Annotated in this window: 16 protein-coding genes; 8 read left to right on the forward strand and 8 right to left on the reverse strand. The window is 42.4% G+C overall.

The genetic code is table 11. The annotated features are described in order from the left end of the window. Positions 1-2 precede the first annotated feature (2 nt). The 8 genes from FRX45_RS04780 (at position 3) to FRX45_RS04815 (ending at position 9,262) form a co-directional block, all read left to right on the forward strand. A complete protein-coding gene (locus FRX45_RS04780; protein ID WP_152267260.1) occupies positions 3-509 on the forward strand; it encodes a MaoC family dehydratase in 507 nt (168 codons plus the stop codon). A 9-nt stretch (positions 510-518) separates the two neighbouring features. Beyond that, positions 519-2,204, forward strand: coding sequence for an alpha-L-fucosidase (locus tag FRX45_RS04785; protein ID WP_152267261.1), 1,686 nt, complete (start codon positions 519-521; stop codon positions 2,202-2,204). Between the two features lie 109 nt (positions 2,205-2,313). Further along, the gene (locus tag FRX45_RS04790; protein ID WP_152267262.1) at positions 2,314-2,751 is read left to right on the forward strand and encodes a MaoC family dehydratase; all 438 of its coding nucleotides are present in this window, start codon (positions 2,314-2,316) and stop codon (positions 2,749-2,751) included. Positions 2,752-2,754: 3 nt separating this feature from the next. Further along, positions 2,755-3,933 (forward strand): extracellular solute-binding protein, encoded by a 1,179-nt coding sequence (locus FRX45_RS04795; protein ID WP_152267263.1) that lies wholly within the window; start codon positions 2,755-2,757, stop codon positions 3,931-3,933. A gap of 66 nt (positions 3,934-3,999) precedes the next feature. Further along, on the forward strand, positions 4,000-4,845 hold the full coding sequence (locus FRX45_RS04800) for an amidohydrolase family protein (protein ID WP_152267264.1): 846 nt from the start codon (positions 4,000-4,002) through the stop codon (positions 4,843-4,845). Positions 4,846-4,893: 48 nt separating this feature from the next. After that, positions 4,894-5,946 (forward strand): L-rhamnose/proton symporter RhaT, encoded by a 1,053-nt coding sequence (locus FRX45_RS04805; protein WP_152267265.1) that lies wholly within the window; start codon positions 4,894-4,896, stop codon positions 5,944-5,946. Between the two features lie 15 nt (positions 5,947-5,961). Next, positions 5,962-7,020, forward strand: a complete 1,059-nt coding sequence (locus FRX45_RS04810; protein WP_152267266.1) for a Gfo/Idh/MocA family protein — start codon at positions 5,962-5,964, stop codon at positions 7,018-7,020. A 70-nt stretch (positions 7,021-7,090) separates the two neighbouring features. After that, complete coding sequence (locus FRX45_RS04815) at positions 7,091-9,262, forward strand: outer membrane protein assembly factor BamB family protein (RefSeq protein WP_152267267.1); 2,172 nt, start codon at positions 7,091-7,093, stop codon at positions 9,260-9,262. A gap of 11 nt (positions 9,263-9,273) precedes the next feature. Here the strand turns inward: FRX45_RS04815 and FRX45_RS04820 are convergent, their stop codons facing one another. From FRX45_RS04820 to FRX45_RS04855, 8 genes are all read right to left on the reverse strand, one after another. Continuing rightward, positions 9,274-9,705, reverse strand: a complete 432-nt coding sequence (locus FRX45_RS04820) for a VOC family protein (RefSeq protein WP_152267268.1) — start codon at positions 9,703-9,705, stop codon at positions 9,274-9,276. A gap of 76 nt (positions 9,706-9,781) precedes the next feature. Next, positions 9,782-10,549, reverse strand: coding sequence for a helix-turn-helix domain-containing protein (locus FRX45_RS04825; protein WP_152267269.1), 768 nt, complete (start codon positions 10,547-10,549; stop codon positions 9,782-9,784). Between the two features lie 474 nt (positions 10,550-11,023). Beyond that, positions 11,024-12,361: a sugar MFS transporter gene (locus tag FRX45_RS04830; RefSeq protein WP_152267270.1), complete on the reverse strand. Its 1,338-nt coding sequence runs from the start codon at positions 12,359-12,361 to the stop codon at positions 11,024-11,026. 57 nt (positions 12,362-12,418) lie between these two features. Further along, entirely contained in the window at positions 12,419-13,447 is a 1,029-nt protein-coding gene (locus FRX45_RS04835; protein ID WP_226804958.1) for a Gfo/Idh/MocA family protein, read from the reverse strand. 32 nt (positions 13,448-13,479) lie between these two features. Beyond that, positions 13,480-14,832, reverse strand: coding sequence for a Gfo/Idh/MocA family protein (locus FRX45_RS04840; protein ID WP_152267271.1), 1,353 nt, complete (start codon positions 14,830-14,832; stop codon positions 13,480-13,482). Between the two features lie 70 nt (positions 14,833-14,902). Further along, complete coding sequence (locus FRX45_RS04845; RefSeq protein ID WP_152267272.1) at positions 14,903-16,228, reverse strand: DUF6807 family protein; 1,326 nt, start codon at positions 16,226-16,228, stop codon at positions 14,903-14,905. Between the two features lie 64 nt (positions 16,229-16,292). After that, positions 16,293-18,041, reverse strand: a complete 1,749-nt coding sequence (locus FRX45_RS04850; protein ID WP_152267273.1) for a RagB/SusD family nutrient uptake outer membrane protein — start codon at positions 18,039-18,041, stop codon at positions 16,293-16,295. Between the two features lie 12 nt (positions 18,042-18,053). Then, entirely contained in the window at positions 18,054-21,206 is a 3,153-nt protein-coding gene (locus FRX45_RS04855) for a SusC/RagA family TonB-linked outer membrane protein (protein ID WP_394350019.1), read from the reverse strand. Between the last annotated feature and the right edge of the window lie 165 nt (positions 21,207-21,371).

Here is a 21,371-nt window from a genome sequence, read left to right on the forward strand (position 1 = left end):
GTATGAACCCGAATAAAGATGCGTCTAAACACAAAGACATCCCGGTATGGAACGCGGAAAACTGGTTTTACGAAGATATAGTTGCCGGAAAAAGTATTCGTTCTATTCGGAGAACCATAAGCGAAGGGGAAAGCATGCAGTTTAATGCTTTGATGCTTGACATGCATCCTTATGTGGCAGATGAAATTTTTGCTAAGGAAGAGGGTATATTTGGCCGGCGGCTGGTGGCAGGTGCATTTGTATTTAGTGCCGGGCTGGGTTTGGTGGCTACCAATTGTGTAAATGCATTTAGTTATGGGTACGATAAGCTAAGGTTTATAAAACCTGTATTTATAGGCGATACGATCTATACCATCAAAACCGATCTGGATAAGCAGCCGAAATATAAAGATATGGGGTTGTACAGGGCCTGCTATGAAATATTTAAAAACGAAGGTGAGTTAGTATTGTATTGCGAGCATTTGCAAACGGTAAAATATCGTAACCCGGAAGCCTTCTCCGAAAAATAGAACAACGGTATGCACATTATTTATTTTTTTGTTCTTTTCATGGTATTGCAGGGATTATCGTGTGTTTCGCCCGGGGAGAAGGCTCAATTGGCCAAGCCTTCATCACAGCAATACAGTTGGCACGAGCAGGAACGGATTATGTTTATTCATTTTGGTATGGCTACCTGGCAGGGCAGGGAGTATGATAATTTTAGCACTGATCTTAAAAAAGTGAATCCTTCAAAAATAAATACGGATGAATGGTGCAGGATCGCGCAATCGTGGGGGGCCAAGCAAATTGTTTTTGTGGCCAAACATGTGGGTGGCTTTTGCTGGTGGCCAACAGCAACCACGGATTATAATGTAAAAAATATAGCATGGAAAGGTGGCAACGGCGACCTTGTAGCTGAAATAGCCGCATCCTGCAAAAAATTTGGATTAAATCTTGGGTTATACCTGTATCCCGGCGATGATAAATGGGGCGCGGGGTTAGGAAGCGGCGGACGTACGAAAGACACAACAAAGCAGGAGGCTTACAATAAAATTTACCGGCAGCAACTAACGGAACTGCTTACCCGCTATGGTGAAATTAAAGAGGTATGGTTTGACGGCACCTGTGTTATAGATGTGGAAGATATCCTGGCCGAAAATGCCAGGGAAGCAGTTATTTTTCAAAGCCCCCAGGCAACCATTCGCTGGGTGGGTAACGAAGCTGGCTTTGCTCCCTATCCCGCATGGAATTCCTTATACAGTACAGATTTGAAATCCGGAGTGGCAACGGCGGTACAGGGTACACCTGATGGAGATGCCTGGGCGCCGTTAGAATGCGATGTGCCGCTATACAATCATAACTGGTTCTGGTCGAAGGCAAATGAAAATAAGCGTCGCAATGTAGATGACCTGATGGAGATATATTATAAGTCTGCCGGAAGAGGCGCATTGCTACTGTTAAATGCAACGCCAGATACAGCCGGAGTGATACCGGAGGGAGATGTAAAACAATACGCGGCCTTCGGCAAAGAAATAGCGCGCAGGTTTGGGCAGCCCTTAAAAATGGTGAGCGACAAACAAGGAAAGGAAGTAACGATAGGCTTTGACGAGCCTACGGTAATCAATCATGTGGTCATCATGGAAGATTACAGGGAAGGCGAACGTATAAGGGCTTATGATGTGGAAGGATATGCCGGGGATGAATGGAAAAGGCTATCCTCGGGATCATCTGTTGGAAGAAAAAAGATAGATTATTTTGAGGACATAGCTGTTACGAAAGTGAGGCTTACTATTACGCAGTCTGTAGCAGAACCCTTGATCCGTTCTTTCTCTTTGTATAAAATTGATAATACGCCTGAGTTGAAGTATAAAGAGGAAGCTGTTTCAAAAGACTGGCAATATCTTAATTCATGGATGCCGGAAATGTTTAGCAATGGAAAAGCAAGCATTAACCTCAATCTTACCTCATATATTCCCGTACCCGGACAATACGAGGTTTTATTTAAGGAAACAGGAGGGAAGAGAGTGACTGTGATAGATAAAGCTGAGCTATTTTACGATGGAGAAAAAACGCTCCCCGAATTTATAACCATAAAAGACAATAACATTTTTATTAACCGGACAGCTCAGGTTACCAACGAAACAAGCATTTTGCTGAAAGTAACATTCAGCGCAACAGGTGAAAATGATAGTAAAGGAAGTATAAGTTTCAGGGCTGTCCACTAACATCATTTTACGGAGCATGGATGCTGTGCCCTGGAACCTGGTATATAAGGAGTCCGTTTTGGCAATACGAGGTATTTTGCTTCAAACCATATAAACATAATTGAAGGGCATGTTCACCAAAATATATTTTGAAGACTATACAGAAGAAATGGTACGAGAAACCATCGGCCGTACCATTACGGAAACGGATATTGTATTACACGCCGGGCAAACCGGCGACTTTTTTCCTCACCACATGGATGCGGAGTGGTGCAAAACACAGCCATTCAAACAACGTATAGCCCATGGTACGCTCATATTCAGTATAGCGGTTGGAATGACGGCTTCGCAAATCAATGAAGTGGCGTTTACCTACGGGTACGAAAGACTCCGGTTTATAAAGCCTGTGCATATTGGCGATACCATAAAAGTAAAAGTTACTGTGAAAGGGAAAAAAGAATATAAAAATCCCGCTCAGGGTTTAATTACGGAACTGGTGGAAGTATATAATCAGCGCAATGAAATGGTAATGGTTTGCGAACATATATTGCTCGCTCAAAAAAAATAACTGATGCCTGAAAAGATTGAACTAAAAGGAATAACATGGGGGCATAGCAGGGGATATACGCCATTGGTTGCCGCCTCGCAGAGGTTTAATGAGCTTTATCCGGAAATTGATATTACCTGGAAAAAACGAACGCTCCAGGAGTTCGCCGATTTCCCTATAGAAAAACTGGTAGAATCGTATGATCTGCTGATCATAGATCATCCCTGGGTTGGATGTGCTGCTGCAACACAATGTGTGCTTCCGTTAGACCAATACCTATCCGGAACTTATTTACAGGATCAATTGAAATATTCAACAGGCTATTCGCATCAAAGTTATCAGTACGGAGGACATCAGTGGGCTTTGGCCATTGATGCTGCAACACCTGTTGCCAGTTACAGGAAAGATTTGTTGTTACGGCACGGCACACCAGTGCCTGATACCTGGGAGGAAGTAATTGCAATGGCAGATATGGGAAGGGTAGCGGTGCCGGCTATTCCTATTGATCTGCTGATGAATTTTTATATGTTATGCATTGCTTTTGGGCATGAACCTTTTTTAAATGAAGAAGAAGTAACAGATAAGCAAACAGGGCTAAAAGTATTGGATGCCATGCGATCACTATGGAGCCGGGTAAACCCCGAAATGTTTGATTGTAATCCTATAGCGGTGGCGGAACGGATGTCTTCAACGGATGATTACTGGTATTGTCCTTTTGCGTATGGGTATTCCAATTATTCAAGAAAAGGGTATGCAAAATATCTCCTTCATTATACAGATATCGTTAGATTTGAAACTGCAGGTAGTCGTTTACGTAGTACTTTGGGGGGGACGGGTTTGTCTGTGTCGGCATTTTGTAAGCATAAAGCCCAGGCATTGCAGTTTGCAGAATGGATCGTATCGGAAAATATTCAGACAACATTATATGTGGAACACGGCGGGCAGCCGGGATACGGTAAAGCTTGGGAAGATGAAAATGTAAACCGTAATACCAATAATTATTTTATGGAAACTTTACCCGCATTGGAACGGGCTTATGTAAGACCCCGGTATAACGGTTATTTGCACTTTCAGGACAATGCAGGTATCCCTCTGTGGGATTATCTGAAACATGGCGGAAACGCCGGACAGGTGCTGGATAAAATAAACCGCATGTACAGGCAAGCAAAGCCCGTAACTCCACAGGAGCAGGCAGGGGGTTGAGTGCTTTATGGTAATTATAAATGATGCGGTAAACTGCTCACGGGCTAAACAGTAAATACATAAACAATGATTATTGACACGCATATCCATATCTGGGATCTGAAAAGAGCAGCATACGATTGGTTGAAAGAGGATACCAGTATATTAAACCGCACTTATCAACTGGAGGAACTACTGCCTTCTTTTTCGCCCGCGAAGGTTACGCAGGGCGTGTTGGTGCAGGCAGCTAATAATATGGAGGATACCGGATTTATGCTGGAAACGGCGCGAAACCATGATCAGGTTGCAGGCGTGGTGGGCTGGCTGCCTTTGATGGATCCTGTTAAAACATTCGGTATACTGAATGAAAAGCTTTTGAAAGAAAAACATTTTAAAGGGGTAAGGCATTTAATTCATAATGAGCCGGATCCTGCATGGTTGTTGCAGCCTGAAGTGCTGGAAAGCCTGCAGATACTGGCAATACATAATATACCTTATGATGTGGTAGGCATAAACGATGATCATCTCCAAACCGCTATAAAGGTTTCAGAGAAAATACCTGATCTTAAAATCGTGCTTGATCATTTGAATCAACCACCCATTGCGGAAAAGAAAAGATTTGGAAGATGGGGGGATTTGATGAAGGCTATTGCTGGTAACAGTAACGTATATGCTAAGATTTCCGGACTGGGGACTGCATCCGGGAACCTTACTGGCTGGACAGCGGATGATGTTAGGCCATATATGGCATATACGCTGGAACTATTTGGCGCTAAGCGTTGTTTTTGCGGAGGCGACTGGCCGGTTAGCCTGCTTGCGGGCTCATATGAAAATCACTGGACGATTTACCGGAACATCCTGTCGGGCCTTTTACAGGAAGCTGATGCAGACCTGGTTTTACATAAAAACGCAAAACAGTTTTATAATCTCTGATCATCGCGATACACGCATACTTCATCATAATCCAATTCCCGTAATTACATGAATTTACTTTTTGGCATTCTTTTGCATGGCATAGGCGCTTTTTCCGCATCGGTTTGTTATACACCGCAAAAAAAAACCGTATCGTGGTCCTGGCAAACCTACTGGCTGATGCAGGCTGCGGTTTGCTGGCTGCTGTTACCCGTTATAGTGGCATGGATCACTATTCCTCATTTGGTTCAGGTATTAGCAGAAGCTCCCGGTAATGCGATGTGGAGGTCATTTATATTAGGAGCGCTGTATGGTATCGGAGGAACTGCTTTTGGCCTGGCTATCCGCTACGTTGGATTTTCGCTTACCTATGCTATCTCCGTTGGTATTTCCTGTGTGCTCGGAACATTACTGCCACCCCTTTACCGTGGAGAATTGGGCGCTATATTAAGTGACACAGGTGGCGGATGGATATTGAGTGGTATTACTATAGGTGCAGCGGGCATTGCATTATGCGGATTGGCAGGACATTCAAAAGAAAAAGATATTGCAAAGCGCAGCAATTCCCAAACTGTTTTTTCTTTATCAATAGGGTTACCGCTTTGCATTTTGGCCGGCGTGCTTTCAGCAGTATACGGATTTTCTTTAGACCAGGGACAGCCCATTGCTGATGTGGCAGCCCAATACGGGGCAGGCCATTTCCAGGGAAATGTAATTTATATATTTTCCAATACCGGAGCTTTTCTCAGTACCATGATATATTGTCTTTACCTTCATCTGAAACAAAAAACATTCAAAGAATACATTTCACTGCCTCCTGGTCCAAAAACAGGAAAAAGAGTATTATCCTTAAACTACATCTTAGCTGTTATAACAGGTGTATTATGGTATACGCAATTTTTCTTTTACGGGTTAGGGCATATGCGCATGGGCGCCTATAAATTTACGAGTTGGGCCATCCACATGATCATGCTTGTATTGATAAGCGCCTTAATTGGAATATTGCTAAAGGAATGGATGAACAGCAGTAAATCAACGCGGTTTTATTTGATTGCTGCGATTTTCACACTTATCGTGTCTGTATTGATTTTAACGTACGGAAATTATCTTGGACAATCTTAAATCATCATCACTGCGATGAATACATTCAGCGATATAGCCTATCATATTCCCGAACTTCCGGTAACATCGCCCATCGTTATCATCGGGGCTGGTGGTATTGTGCGAACGGCACATCTTCCTGCGTACCGGCTGGCAAAATTTGCAGTGGCTGGCATTTTTGATCCTGATCATGAAAAAGCAGTACAAGTTGCACATGACTTTCAAATACCGGTGGTTTACAACAGCATGGATGAGCTTGTTTCAAAAAAAGGAACCGGAGTTATATATGATGTGGCAGTGCCGGGTAGTGCCATGATTAGTGTACTCGGGCAATTGCCGGACAATGCTTTTGTATTATTGCAGAAGCCGATGGGAGAGAACGAACAGCAGGCTCAGCGCATACTTGAGCTATGTGCGCAAAAGAAAATAATGGCAGGTGTAAATTTCCAACTCCGGTATGCACCCTATATAATTATGGCTAAAAAGATGATCGCCGGGGGATGGCTTGGTGATATTTGTGATGTGGAAGTTTACGTAAATGTGTATACGCCATGGCAATTGTGGGATTTTCTTTTTGACGCCCCGAGGGTCGAAATTTTATACCACAGCATTCACTACATTGATCTCGTCAGGAACCTTCTTGGTAATCCTTCGGGCGTATATGCCAAAACAACAGGGCATCCCAAAATGAATGCATTGCATTCTGTTCGTTCCAATATCATCATGGATTATGGGGATATGATAAGGACGAATATTCTAACCAATCATACACACGGGTTTGGATTACAAAAACAGGACGCCTATATTAAAATTGAGGGAACAAAGGGGGCGATTAAAATAAAGCTGGGTTTACTGATGAATTATCCTGAAGGCGTTCCGGATCAGTTTGAATATGTTTTATCAGACGAAAGCCATTTTCCTCAATGGGAGGCTTTGCCTGTCAATGGCTCGTGGTTCCCCCATGCGTTTATAGGTTCCATGGCGGAGATCATGAAAGCAAAAGCGGATCACACCTATACGCCCGACAATTCAGTAGAAGATTGTATATTCACCATGCGTTGTGTGGAAGCGGCGTATACTTCTGGCAAGCTCTGAAAAAAAAGAAGCTGTACCTTTTAAGCAGTGCAATAGCATTTGATATTTCAATTTTAAACCTGATTTTTTTATGAATGCGCTCAAAAACAGCCTGCTGTTTTATACAATAATTTTAGTTTTTTTTTCAGCTTGCCATCAACCTAAAAAAAAATACACCGACTGGCACGTATACGGCGGCAGCAATGCCAATATCAAATACTCAGATCTGGATCAAATAGATACAACAAATGTATCTAAGCTGGAAACAGCATGGGTTTATCATTCAGAACACAACGATAAAACCATGTTTGGCCCAATGGAGTCCAATGCCATTATTATTGAGCATACTTTATATGCTGTATCCCCCAAAATGAAATTGTTTGCGGTAGATGCGGCGACAGGGAAAGAAAAATGGGTATTTAATCCTGCCGATTCTGTTGATAGCAAAACATGGCGCAGGCACAGTGTAAATATGAATCGTGGTGTAAGTTATTGGGAGGAGGGAGATGATAAACGCATTATTTATACCGTGGGTCCCATTGTTTTTGAAGTAAATGCTGTTACCGGTAAACTCGTTCCTTCGTTCGGGAAAGATGGAGGTATTGATTTGAGTATTGGTTTGGGCAGAGATGAAAAAACGGTTTCAGTTTCCCCTACTTCGCCTGTAGCGGTATATAAAAACCTGTTTATTGTAAGCGGGTTGGTTGGCGATGAAACGCCGGGACATATCCGTGCATTTGATGTAAAAACCGGTGAGCAAAAATGGATATTTCATACTATACCATGGCCGGGAGAGCCTGGATATGAAACATGGGAAGATACTACCGCTTATAAGCATATGGGTTCAACCAACAGTTGGTCTGGGTTTAGTATTGATGAAGAAAGAGGTATTGTGTTTGCCGGTACCGGCAATCCGACCCACGATTTTTATGGTGGGAACAGGTTAGGTGATGGATTGTATGCGAACTGCATTCTGGCCATAAACGCGCTTACCGGCAAATTGATATGGCATTTTCAAACTGTAAAACACGATGTGTGGGATATGGATATATCAAGCCCTCCCGTATGTGTAACGGTAGAGCGTGAGGGTAAAAAAATTGATGCGGTAGCGCAAACCACTAAAACAGGTTTTGTATTTTTGTTTGAAAGAGAAACCGGCAAACCGCTGTTTCCTATAGAGCATAAGCCCGTACTAACGAACACGCCTATCCGGGGAGAGAAGCTCTCCCCAACTCAACCGTTTCCGGTAATCCCGGAACCATTCGCAAGGCAGAAACTTACAGTTAATGATCTGAATACGATGGTAAGTGATTCTGCTGAAATCAGGGAACGCTTTTTACTGTACCGGTCAGAAGGCATATTTACACCTCCAACTAAAGACGGAACTATTATTTTACCTGGGTATGACGGCGGCGGCGAGTGGGGAGGCCCGGCGGTTGATCCCAACACCAATATTCTTTATGTAAACGCTAATGAAATGGCGTGGATACTTAACCTGGCAGAATTAAAACCAGAAAGCCTGCCATTTAATACCAACCTGGAGGCGGGAAAAAGTTTATATAGTATTCATTGTATGGGATGCCACGGGCCTGAGCGTTTAGGTTCGGGTGATTATCCATCTATAGTGGGCGTTGAAAAAAAATATACATTGGCAAAGTTTAATGAATTATTGTCTACCGGAAGGAGAATGATGCCTGGCTTTAATAATTTAACAAGGGATGAAAAAAATGCCATCGCTTCGTTTATTCTTGATCTGGATACAGAACAATCCAAAAAGTATACAGGAAGAATTACTGAGTTCCCTGGTAATGCAAAACCCGGTTATGGGTTTAAAGGATATGTTAAGTTTCTTTCTAAAGACGGGTATCCTGCCATCAGCCCACCCTGGGGAACCTTAAATGCTATTGATCTTAATACCGGTGAATATGTTTGGAAAATCCCTTTGGGGGAATATGAGGAATTGAAACAAAAAGGTATTCCTGCTACAGGACGTGAAAATTATGGCGGACCTGTAGTAACAGCCGGAGGTTTGTTATTCATTGCTGCTACTGCTGATGGAAAATTCAGGGCAATTAACAAAAAAAATGGAAAAATTTTATTCGAAACAGAACTACCTGCATCCGGAGTGGCTACTCCTTCAGTATATATGGTAAATGGCAAACAGTATGTAGTGATTGCATGCGGAGGCTCTAAATGGGGCGGCCCGCACAGCGATGCATATGTAGCTTTTGCTCTTCCTGATAAAGAATCAAAAACAAATTAATCAATATCTTTTTATGAAGCGTATATTTTTTTCAGAGTTTCAATATCAAATTTTGACATTTTCATAAATGCGTCAATTACTCCCGGCGCTTTAACAGGGTCAGCCATTAATTCATGCAAAATGGATGGTACAATTTGCCAGGACACCCCAAACTTGTCATCGAGCCATCCGCATTGGTCATATCTTCCGCCCTTTCCCAATTCTTCCCAATAATAATCAATGTCATTTTGTGTATCACATTCAATTACAAATGAGGTGGCAGGCGAAAACTTGTATTTCGGTCCGCCATTTAGCGCCATAAATTTGTTGCCCTTTAATTCAAATTGAACAACGATTGGGTTTTCAGAAAGGATTTTTGATTCTTTAAAAATGGAACAATAATACGATGCTGCCGCTTTAGCCTGTCCATCGAACCATAAGCAGGGATAGATTTGTTTTGTCATTTTGTTTTAATTTAATGATCACACAAAATTAGTTTTGTCCAGTTATTAAAATAGAACAATTCCGACAATCTTTGGCCTATGAGCCGTAATTGATAAATTCTTTGGGTGTAATATTTGTAAACTCTTTAAAGGTTCTGATATAATGACTTTGGTCGGCATATCCATTTTGGAAAGCTAAGTCTGATAATTTATAGTAATCCCCTTTGAGTAATTGCTGAAATGCGGAATTGAACTGACAGATTCGTCTGTATTGATTGGGAGCTACTCCAATTTTCGTTTCAAAATTTCGTTGAAAGGTTCTTTCAGACATGCCCAAATCTTTTTGTACTGAAAGTAGAATCTCTTTGGAGGGATTGGCTGCGATTTTAGTTGTAGCGTACTTTATTATTGTGGAATCCAATTTTGCATTTGTGATTAAGCGTAAAATAAAATTGTCCAATAAATCAATCATCTCCTGAATAGACCCCGAATGGAGTAATTGTTCCTGGAGTTCTATCGTTTTAGCTGATGACACCAGGTTTAAATCAATAGGGTTATCGGTTAGCTCTTGTGCCTTTACAGCGAAAAGTGGTAATAGTGAAAAAGGCTTTAAAAAATATGCAATGAGGGTAAAGTTTTCAGTTAAGGTTAAAGTTTCAGGAACAACCGTCTGCCCGAAAAGTGTAAGATAATTTGCGCCTTTGCCATTTATTTTCCCTTTTTGAGAAATAAATAGCAGGGTTGGAACGCCATTAGCATATAGCGGCAAATTGAAATCAGTAATAATCCGGTTGTGTTCAATAACCAATATACGCTCTGCGTAATCAGCAATTTTGGCACTTGGGATAAGATTCCTGACCTTCATTTCTAATCAGATGATGTTGAGGCGTCAATGACAGTTAACGTTTGGCATTGGCTTTTGTGGCGGAATTTAAAAAACGTCGGCAGGCAGCCAATGCCTGTTTAAAAGTACAAATGTTCATTGTTATAGCTAAACTAAATATCTAACGTCTCTCATGGTTACCCGCACAGCTTTTTACGAAGACCCCGGCGCGACTGAAGTTTGAATATGTTTTATCCGATGATAGCCTCTCTCCGAATGGGAAACCTTGCCTGTCAATGGCTCACGGTTCCCTCATACGTTTATAAATTCTATGGCGGTGATCATGAAAGAAAAAACGGATCACAGCTATACGCCCGACAATTCGCCAGAGGATTGCATATATACACCATGCGTTGTGTGGAAGCGGCGTATTTCAGCGGAAATTATGCATTTATACAAGGTATAATAATTATATCCCGGGGAAAACCTTTAATTGTTCTAAAATTCGCTGAATCGTTATGGAGTTTTATAAAGCGTTGCCCTTTTCAATAATGAATTTTTGTCGGTTTTGCTACTGATCATTTTACCTATCTTATGTCCTTTCATGGCAAAAAACAGAATAAATGCATAGCATGGTATCATCACCCAGTAGGCTTGCTGCGGATCTATTTTATCACTAATATAGCCATATAACAATGGTGTAACCGCTCCCCCAATTATACCCATTATCATTAGTGCTGACCCCTTCTCCGTGAATTTTCCCAGTCCGTTAATTGACAATGGCCATATTGAGGGCCAAAGTAATGCATTGGATAAACCCAACAAACAAATTAACCACACAGATGCTTTGCCAGAAATCAGAATAGCCAGCAAACAAAATAGAAAGCCGGTAATCGCAGACCATTGCAGCACACGTTTTTGTTCGATGAATTTAGGTATAGCTACTATACCAATTAAATAGCTGATGACCATGATCAATAAGGTATAAGAAGCAAAGAATTTTGCTTCCCTGAAACTAAACCCCATATATTGGCCATAATTTATGATGGAATCAACAACAAGCACTTCCACACTTGTTGAACAAAAGATAGTGATAGCCCCCAGTACCAGGTACGGGAACTGGAAAACAGTTGTTTTATTATTGTTAAACTTGTTACCGGAAAACTCATCCTCATCCGGCTTAACATCAGGCAGGCGGGTCATTCTTATCATTAATCCCAGGCCAACCAGCACCAATGCTATAATAATGTAGGGCACGATCAACCGGGAAGACAATTCATTGAGTATAACGGTTTGTTCCTGCAGCGACAGACCGGGTAGCTGCATTTGTAACTGGTCAATTTCATCCGGGTTTTTTGTAAGGCTGTGGATCAGTACAAGGGGGGCAATAGCACCGGCAATTTTGTTACAGATACCCATGATACTGATTCGCTTAGCCGCGCTTTCAATAGGCCCCATAATCGTAATGTAGGGATTAGATGCCGTTTGTAAAATGGTTAGTCCTGTGGCTTGTACAAACAAGCCCAAAAGGAACAACTCGTAAGTACGGGTTATCGCTGCCGGAATAAATAGCAATGCTCCCGCAGCAATTATCATTAAGCCGAGCACCATCCCGTTTTTGAAACCCGTTTTCTTAAGAAAGAAAGATGCAGGGATAGCCATGATGAAATAGGAAATATAAAAGGCAAAAGCCACCAGCATAGCCTGCTTTGTATTCAGATCGCAGGCCAGTTTAAAATAGGGGATCAGAACAGAATTGATCCAGGTTACAAAGCCGAAAATGAAAAATAAAATGCCGATGATAAAGATGGCCTTGTTCCGGGTTTTAACCGGAATTATTGTTTCTGTTTTCATGATACCAGGATTAATACAACTGCCGCTTATACAATTGCTACTATTTTATTATTGAAGTTATCTTTTACTTTTTGCTTTTTGTACAACTGAAGCAATGTCCACCGAAATACCTCCTTTTAACTTACTTTCCTCTGCTGCCTGCATGAAAGCAAATATCTCCAGTGTTTCTTCTATGCTAACAGGAACAATACCCGTGCTGAAAAATGTTGTAATTTTTTCGAGAAGCGGTATGTATCCCTGGTATTTGTCGAGAACCGTTATTCCCTTTTCTCCAAAAACAGTTGCGCCATAATTTCCCTGTCCTTCCCTTATGCCGCGAAAACTGCCAATTCTTTCGTTCTCCCAGAGGCCTACAACCATATCCGTACCTTTTGTAAAAGTTCTTTTTACGCTTTTACAACCCGTACCCATGATCGTAAAAAGAATTTCTACACCGTGCACGCCATACCAAAATAAATCCGGATGATGTGGCTCAAGATGGGCCGGACTATAAGCTTCCGCTCCCGTAACTTTCCCGATTTTCCCCTCCGCAATTTCCTTTGCTCCGTCAATATACCTTAAGGAAGATGCTGAAAACATGGGTGTATTATAACGCCGTGCCGCCTCTGCTATGGCGTAAGCATCCGATAATGAACCTGCGAAAGGCTTGTCAATAAACAGCCTTTTACCGGCTTTCAGTACCGGCAATGCCTGTTCAAGATGTTTGTTTCCATCTATGCAGGTTAGAATAACTACATCAACCTTTTTTAATAGCTGTTCAATAGAACCTACAATCTCAACCCCATGACTTTTTACTTCTTTGGTGAATTCAGGAATTCTATTTTTCCACTCTTCAATCTTATCTGTACCATTCGGATATGCGGCCACTACTTTAAACCCTCCAAACTTATTACCAGCCAATGGGTCATTAAGCGCTTGCGTAAATGCAAGGCAATGCCCTGTATCTAATCCGATCATTCCTATTTTTTTACCATTATCACCTGCCTCCGTTCTGTAAAGGCCGGAAGTGGTATTTATAAAACCTAAGCCCAGACCAGCTATTGCTGTTGTTTTAATAAAGCTTCTTCGATCTGTATTACGCATCATTATTAAAATTTATTGATCACACGTTTGCTCGATTATAAATATTTTGCAGGGAATTTCCATGGTGCGCGGTATTCGGGTATAGCCAGCCGGGCTGCTTCCGCGTCACCCACTATTTTTTCTGTTGCAGGGTCAAACTTTATTGATCTGCCGAGTTTCATGGATAATACACTTAACGCAATAGGAACATCAACTTTTATATGGTATTCAGGGTTACAGGAAGGCTGTTTCCGTGTTTTAATGCAGTCCAGCCATTCCAGTTCGTGTCCCGGCGACGAAGCAATAGATGGTGCAGGTGCTTGCATCCCTTTCATCCTGTCGCCTTCAGGCAGTACCTGGTGGGTATCGTAGTCGGTAAACAAGGTTCCTTTTGAGCCGTGAAAATATATACCCAGCCGCCGCCTGCTTTCCTGTCCCCGTAAAAAATCAAAACCGTAACTGTTGCTCGATGATTGCATCCAGGTCATGTTAAGATTCGGATAACGCCAGATCACTTCATGATTATCATATGCGTCTCCGTCATCCTTAATAATGAATCTTCCACCTGATGCGCTGATCTCCGTTGGATAATCCAGCTTAAGCGCCCATATTGGCAGGTCGGTGATGTGAGGGGCCATACCTGGCGTCCATCCACCGCTGTAATCCATCCAGGAACAATGATAAAACGCATCTTTTACCAAATTCGGATTAAAAGGCTTCATTGCTGCAGGACCCACCCACATATCCCAGTCCATTCCCTTAGGTATGTTCTTTGTATTGTTTCCCAGTCCAATACCGTTTGGCGCTTCATTCATTACAAAAAATGTACGAACAGTGCCTATATCTCCGAGGTTTCCGGATCGTACCAGCTCAACCATGCGGCGGTAATGATCACTGGAATGAATCTGTGTTCCTACCTGGCAGATGGTTTTGTGTTTTCTTATGGCATTGCGAACGGCCAAACTTTCACCCAGGTGCATTGTCATTGGCTTCTGCAGATATATAGCCAATCCTGCTTCTGCGGCTTCAATGGCCTGAATGGCATGCCAATGCGCTGGCGTGGCAATAATAACGGCATCCAGCCCCTTATGACGGAGCAGTGCTCTGTAATCAGTATATCCTGTGCATGTTTTTTTAAACCTTTCCACTACAGGATCTAATCTTTCATTCCACACATCGCAGGCCGCGGTAACCACTACATCAGGATGCGCCACACATGCGTTAAGATTTGCTTTACCCAATCCGCCACATCCAATGATTCCAAGATTTATTTTATCACTGGGCGCGGATACGCCTTTTGCTCTGAGCCCGGAGAAATTCATTGTGAGTGGCGCTGCAATTGCCGCAACAGACAAGCTTTTCACAAATTGCCGGCGTGTAAACGGAGATTTTTTTTTATTGCTTTTCATAACAAATCAATAGTTTATTAAATAATTATATCAGGATAGAACAATGATAACGGATATTCTTTCAGGTTTCCTATTTCGTTGTGCTGTTGAACAGATAAAGGGGTGTTAATGTATTATTATACGCATCCCAGATCATTTTCGAAAAGCTTTCAGCAGGCTTCCCCCCGGCGTGTACAATAAGCCTGTAATGCAACACCAGCGGTTTACCCCTGAGCAAGGGGAACCTGGTACCCCGGGTTGGAAATGTGGGCTGCACCCACGCTAAATTTGGATATTCAACCCAGGCTCCAGGATATTCCGGATTTTCATTGTGCTGCACTACCATTAAGCCGGAAGGTGACTGGTTGCCTTCAAATGTTCCGTTAAAATCGGACCATGCGCGTAAAGGCGCGGTGCCGGGCTGGTCGGTGAAATAAGATATCAACTGATTTTGCGGGGTCATCATCCGTAAATTTAGCCCGCCATAACTATTCGTATCGCGGGTGGCAATAGTGATGCTATCAGCCAAAGCATTCAATTTAATTGACAGGTCAATAATGCGGATACCTGACTTTGCAGGGTATACCCGGATAACCACATCTTCCCGTACAATGGAATCCCGGTCTTCCCACAGCCATAGATTTTCCGCGGCAACTTGTGCAAAAACAGTCCCGCTTGTTAATTCAATTTTACCGGTAGGCCGGGCAAAAATTTTCTGAAGGGCGTATATATCACCTTTTCGCGATGTTCCGATTTCCACCTCCGGCCAGGCCCAAAAGATTCCGCGATGATGTGGGTGTCCTCCATTGGGCCAATCCCGGGTTAGCATTTCACCTTCCAGTCCGTACAACGGGTGTATATAATTGCTCCGCGGAACGGCATATATGCTGGCTGTTTGAAAAGTGTCCTTTCCCGTTCTGGTATGAACTTCTACGGGTTCACTGGGGAGACGGATAACATCTTTATCATAAATGGTCTGGTAATTATATTGTAATACTTTTTTGCCGTCTTCTTCAAACAGCATCTGTCCGGTGTTTGGGTCCCGGCTTACCTTCATTATTGTTTTAAAGGGAACTTCGCTTTCCATCAGTACATATTTCTGATGATCCGATGAATCGCCCGGCGCCATTACCACAATTTTTGTATTAGTTCCCGCTTCGGTCTTTTCCAACTGAACGGGAATCAGGTTATTGTTTTCATTATGGACCGAAGGGTCCAAAAGCCCCAAACGACCCTGCTCTGCGGCAACTAAAAGATCATTACCCAAAGTCGTTTCAATGGACATAGGAGATCCTGTTTGAATGAACGCTTTCATATCCTGCTCCACGGTCAGTTCCTTTTTATTATCAGAACATGATACTATTGCCGACAGGAATAAACAAACGGTAATGCCTGGTATTAAAAATGTTCTTTTCATCTTATCTTTTTTAGACCGGAATCAAATTCCCAAATGAGTTTGTGTTTTTATTTTTTATTCCACCTTATTCCCAGCCCGGATTCTGGTTCAGGCCTGAATTTAGAGTTAATTCCTGTATTGAAATGGCATTAAGATAATCTCTGCCTATCTTAAATCCATAGCCATTAGGCATCCGGCTTTTCAACGGATCAAAATAGCCATTCGTTAAACTAAAGTCTCCGGCAGACAGATCGGGGTAATCAAGCGAATTAAATTTAGCGCCCAAAGGCCTTTTGCCTGCTATGAGTTCATCGGCAGCGGCCCACCTTGCTAAGTCATTCCATCTGAAACCTTCGCCGATGAATTCGATGCGTCTTTCCCGCCTTATCTCATTTATAACAGGCGATAAATCCGGGAACTGCCAGTTAGGATCTGTTTTTATATTAGCAATAACAAGGTTGGGCATACCAATACGATCCCTAAGCAATTTTATGGAAATATCAATGTCGGATTGTGTTAGCGTGCCTAACTCAGCCTTTGCTTCGGCATAGTTCAATAGAACTTCCGCAAACCTGAATAAAATCCATCCGGTAAAGCCATCAGCATGCGTATCCAGGCTTTTATGATGAACGGGGTCAAAGTTTAAAGTTTTATTGATCTGGTACCCTGTAGGATTGACGGTGTGTGCCGGCTGGTCTACAGATGGCCTCACGAAATAAGTGGTGTCGCCGCCAATAACCTGGAGTGGGAACCCTGGTGTAAAAATGGTTTGCTTTATTCTCAGGTCCCTGTTTTTGGTGGTGCTGATTAAGTCGCCATCACCCTGGTATAGCGCGTTAAAAGAACCATCACTGTTATAGATCGGATTACCATCGCTGCAGAGATAAGATTCAACAAATGATTTGGTTAAACCCATACCACCCGACTTACCTGTGGCAATCTGAAACTGGCGGGCATGACCAACGCCCAGGTTTAAATCATATTTTTTCCAGAAAAGCACTTCCGGGTTGTTGGCATATTCGGTTTGACCGAAGAAAAAGTAATCCCATTGAGGGTTCCCGGTTGTATAGATGCTGTATGAGCCGGATTGCATTACTGCTTCAGAAGCCTGAACTGCCATTTGAAGGTATTTTTGGGGATCTGCATTGGCAGCTTTGAATACATCACCGGCATGATATTTTTCCCAGGTACCTTCATAAAGGCAAACCCTGGATTTATACAACTGGGCAATCTCCATATTTAATCTGGTTCCACCTTCCTGTTTACCGGCCGGCAGGTACTCAATCGCTTTATCAAGATCAGCAATGATGGAATCAACTACCTGGTTACGCGGCGTACGTCCGTTAAATAATTCTTCTGAATCCGTATGTAAGGGTATGGAAACATAAGGAACATCGCCATAAGCCTTTACAAGTTCGAAGTAAAAGTGGGCCCGGAAAAATAAGGCTTCTCCCACATATCTTTTATATTCCTCGAAATCGCTTTGACATTTTTGATAATTGGCCATAAAATAATTAACTCCCCTGATCGGCACATAGTTCCAGCCACCGGTTGCAGGAACGACCCTTGAGCCCTGAAGTCTTGGCATTTCCTGAACATGCACCATATCATCACTTTCCAGGTCGGCGGCAAAAATTCCTTCATACCGGTCTGATCCGCTAACGTTGAAAGCTGTTGGATAGAACTGGTTAACAAATAGCTTCAGATCATTGGTTGTTTTCCAGTAAACTTCTGAAGAAATTTCATCTAACGGCAATTTCTCCAGGTTCTTTTCACATGCGGTAAATACAAGGAAGAAAATCGCGATACAATATTTCAGATTATATTTTCTCATAGTGTAAATGATTTAAAAGGTTACATTTATTCCTACTGCATATACTTTACGCAAAGGATGAATTTTTCCCACTCCCCAACCGGCGTTAGTAAGTGCTTCGGGGTCAATCAGGGAACTCAAAGAAGTAAGCGTTAGCAGATTTTCACCTGAAATAAATATCCTGGCTCTGCTAACCGCGATCTTTTCTGAAATTGTTTCGGGAATTGTATACCCAATACTTACATTTTTCAGCCTTACATAGGCAGCGCTTTGCATGTACCTTGTTTGTATTTGCTTATTCTTATAGTCTTGCTGGGATAAATAAGGCTTTGGATAGTAGGCGCCTGTATTAGCTCCGAGGAAATTACTTTCGTTAGCAGGCCGCCAATAGTCTTCGGTTTGTTTCCATACGTTCATGCCCCACCACTGGTGGCCATTGAACCCAAAGAAAGTCATGTCGGTTTCTCCGTTGAAGGCGTAATCTCTTTTTAAAACACCTTGCCAGAACATATTAAAATCAAGCCCTTTCCAATTTAATCCGGCAGACAGTCCAACCATGTAATGGGGGTTGTTATTACCTATTACGGTATAGTCGCCGGAGTTATCAGCCGTCCACGATCCCCTGGTAATCTTATTGTCGCCATCCATATCCCGGTATTGAATATCGCCTGCTCCCCAGGTGGGCCAAAAAAGACTTTGGTCAGGGCCATGCGTTGCTTCTTCGTCAGACTGGTATATGCCTGCTGTTTTTAATCCCCATATTTCTCCCAGCTCTGCACCCTCATACCATGTGCTTAGTGTTTTTGTAGGATTGTTGTATTCGGTTACAATGGATGTATTATCAGCCAGGCTTGCGCGTACATTATAAGATATGTTATTTCCGATGCGGTCATTCCAACTCACCGCAAATTCAAAACCACGTGTTTTAAGTGTCGCATTGTTGGTTTGTGGTACACCGGTTCCCAGCGTAAGCGGCAATGCTTCCGCCGGTCCAAACATTTTTGATGTAGTTCTTTTGTAAACATCAAAAGACGCGGTTAGCCTGTTGCTCAGGAAAGCTGCATCTATTCCTGCATTTACGGTTGTAGAGGTTTCCCATGTTAAATTAGCGCTTACCAGTCCCGGTGTGGTAGTGTAGTTAGGTCGTTCATTACCTGTGATCCAGGCCGAATTTGTTCCAATACCAATAGTAGACAGGTATAGGTAATTAGGCACATTCTGGTTACCAAGAGATCCCCAGGATCCCCTGATCTTCAGGTTGTTTACATATGGCTTTACCGCACTCCAAAAAGCCTCTTTAGAAATGTTGTAGCCGGCAGATAAAGATGGGAAAAACCCCCAGCGTGAACTCTTTTCAAATTTGGATGATCCATCATAGCGGGCATTTAATTCAAGCAAGTATTTTTCTTTATAATTATAATTAAACCTGCCAAAGAATCCCTGCGTTGCCCAATGCGATTTAACATCGTCGAGATAAAATGTGCCTGTAGCCGTGGAAATGGAAGGAACGCTTGACGTTAAAATATTATTCTTCTGACCCCAAAGGCTATTGTATTCATTGAGCTCATTTTCATATCCGCCCATGAGATAGAAGTAATGACCTTTGATTGTTTTATTATAGGATGAAACAATATTAAATAATGAATATACTTCGTTGTCGAAAGTTGTTGCATAGGAGCTTATAGGGTATGCGTGTACGTATTGATCTCCATTTGGGAAAGTGCCATACATCGTCTCTTTGTTATTATTGATCCTGGTTGCGCTGTTTTTGTAATTATATTGAAATTTAGTAACCCAATTTTTCACTGGCTCAATAGTAGTGGCTAATGACAATATATAATTGGAACCATAGTGATTTTCTTTCCCACCCTGTAGCATAGGAATATTCGAGATGTCTGAAAATTCACCATTAGGGAGGTACATCGGACGGAATACGTTGGTTCTGTAAAAATTATGATACATCGTCCCCCTGTCAAACCCCTCTGTGGTATTGAAATACTGGGTATTATCTTTAATATATTTGGTATTGAGATTAAAGGTTAACCAATCTGTAGCTTTTGACACAATGTTAGCGGTGACATTATATCTTTTATAATACTGGTCAGCATAATTGAGTTCTCCGGGTTGATCCCAGTAGCCCGCTGAAACAAAAAATGAATTCTTTTTACCTCCTCCGCTTATATTCACATCATGCTTTTGCCGCATAACCTTATCTTTATAATATATATACATCCAATCGTTATTTCCGTTGCCCGCTATGCTCCAGATGCCATTTCCAATCCAGTCGCTGCCATCAGGCATCAGCCATGTTTCTTCTTTAATTTCACCTGCCATGTACTGCTTGATGCGTTCATAGTTTTCGGGTGTAAAGTTGGGCGATAGCCCCGCGTTTATACTTGCCTGGTCGTAGGCTGTAACATAGGTTAACGCATCTGATATATGCGGAAGTCCCATAGGACTGGAAAAGGAAATATTATTTGAATACTCTACTTTAATCCTGTCATTCATTTTTCCACTCTTGGTCGTTATTAATATCACGCCATATGCGGCACGGGCCCCATAAATTGCAGAAGTTGCCGCGTCTTTCAGAATAGTAATGGATTCAATATCGCTTGTATTGATTGCGTTCATATCCATCTGAATGCCATCCACCAGAACATAAGGAGAATAATCGCCTGTTAATGAGCCAATGCCACGGATATTCAGGTTCATCTTTCCGCCGGGTTCCGAGGAAAAAGCGCCGGTTGCGATATTCAGGTTGGGAGAAACGCCCTGCAGTGCTTCCGTAACGCTTACGACAGGCCGCCCTTTAATTTGTTCTTCTGAAATTACATCAACAGCTCCTGTAAGATTAACTTTCTTCTGAACGCCATAGCCAACAACTACAATATCTTCCAGCGATGTGGATACAATCTCCAGTACTACTTCCAGCCGCTGTGCATTGGTTAGTTTAAGGGTTTTTGTGGCAAACCCTGTAAATGAGAACACCAGTGTATTGGATGAACCATTCAGGGTAATAGAGAACGAACCCTTTGCATCGGAAGCGGCAACATTTCCGGTGCCTTCTTCTGTAATGGTAACGCCGTGCAGGGGCTCTGCCAATTCATTGCTTATAGTACCGGAAATAACTACCCCCGGTCCCGGGCCTCCCTGCGCAAGGAGTTGATTGGTTATTAACGCATTCATTAATATGAATGCGAACAGGTAACGCACGTTCAAAACTTTTTTCATACAGCAATTTTTAATTAAACAATTAGACTGGTATTAATAAGTTACCGGTTTATTAATGGGAAAGAATCACCTGTCCGGATGCAGGGTATATCCTTTAAGGTATTTGTGCTGCAACGGCGT

The sequence above is a fragment of the Agriterribacter humi genome (genome assembly GCF_009192765.1).
GTDB lineage: Bacteria > Bacteroidota > Bacteroidia > Chitinophagales > Chitinophagaceae > Agriterribacter > Agriterribacter humi.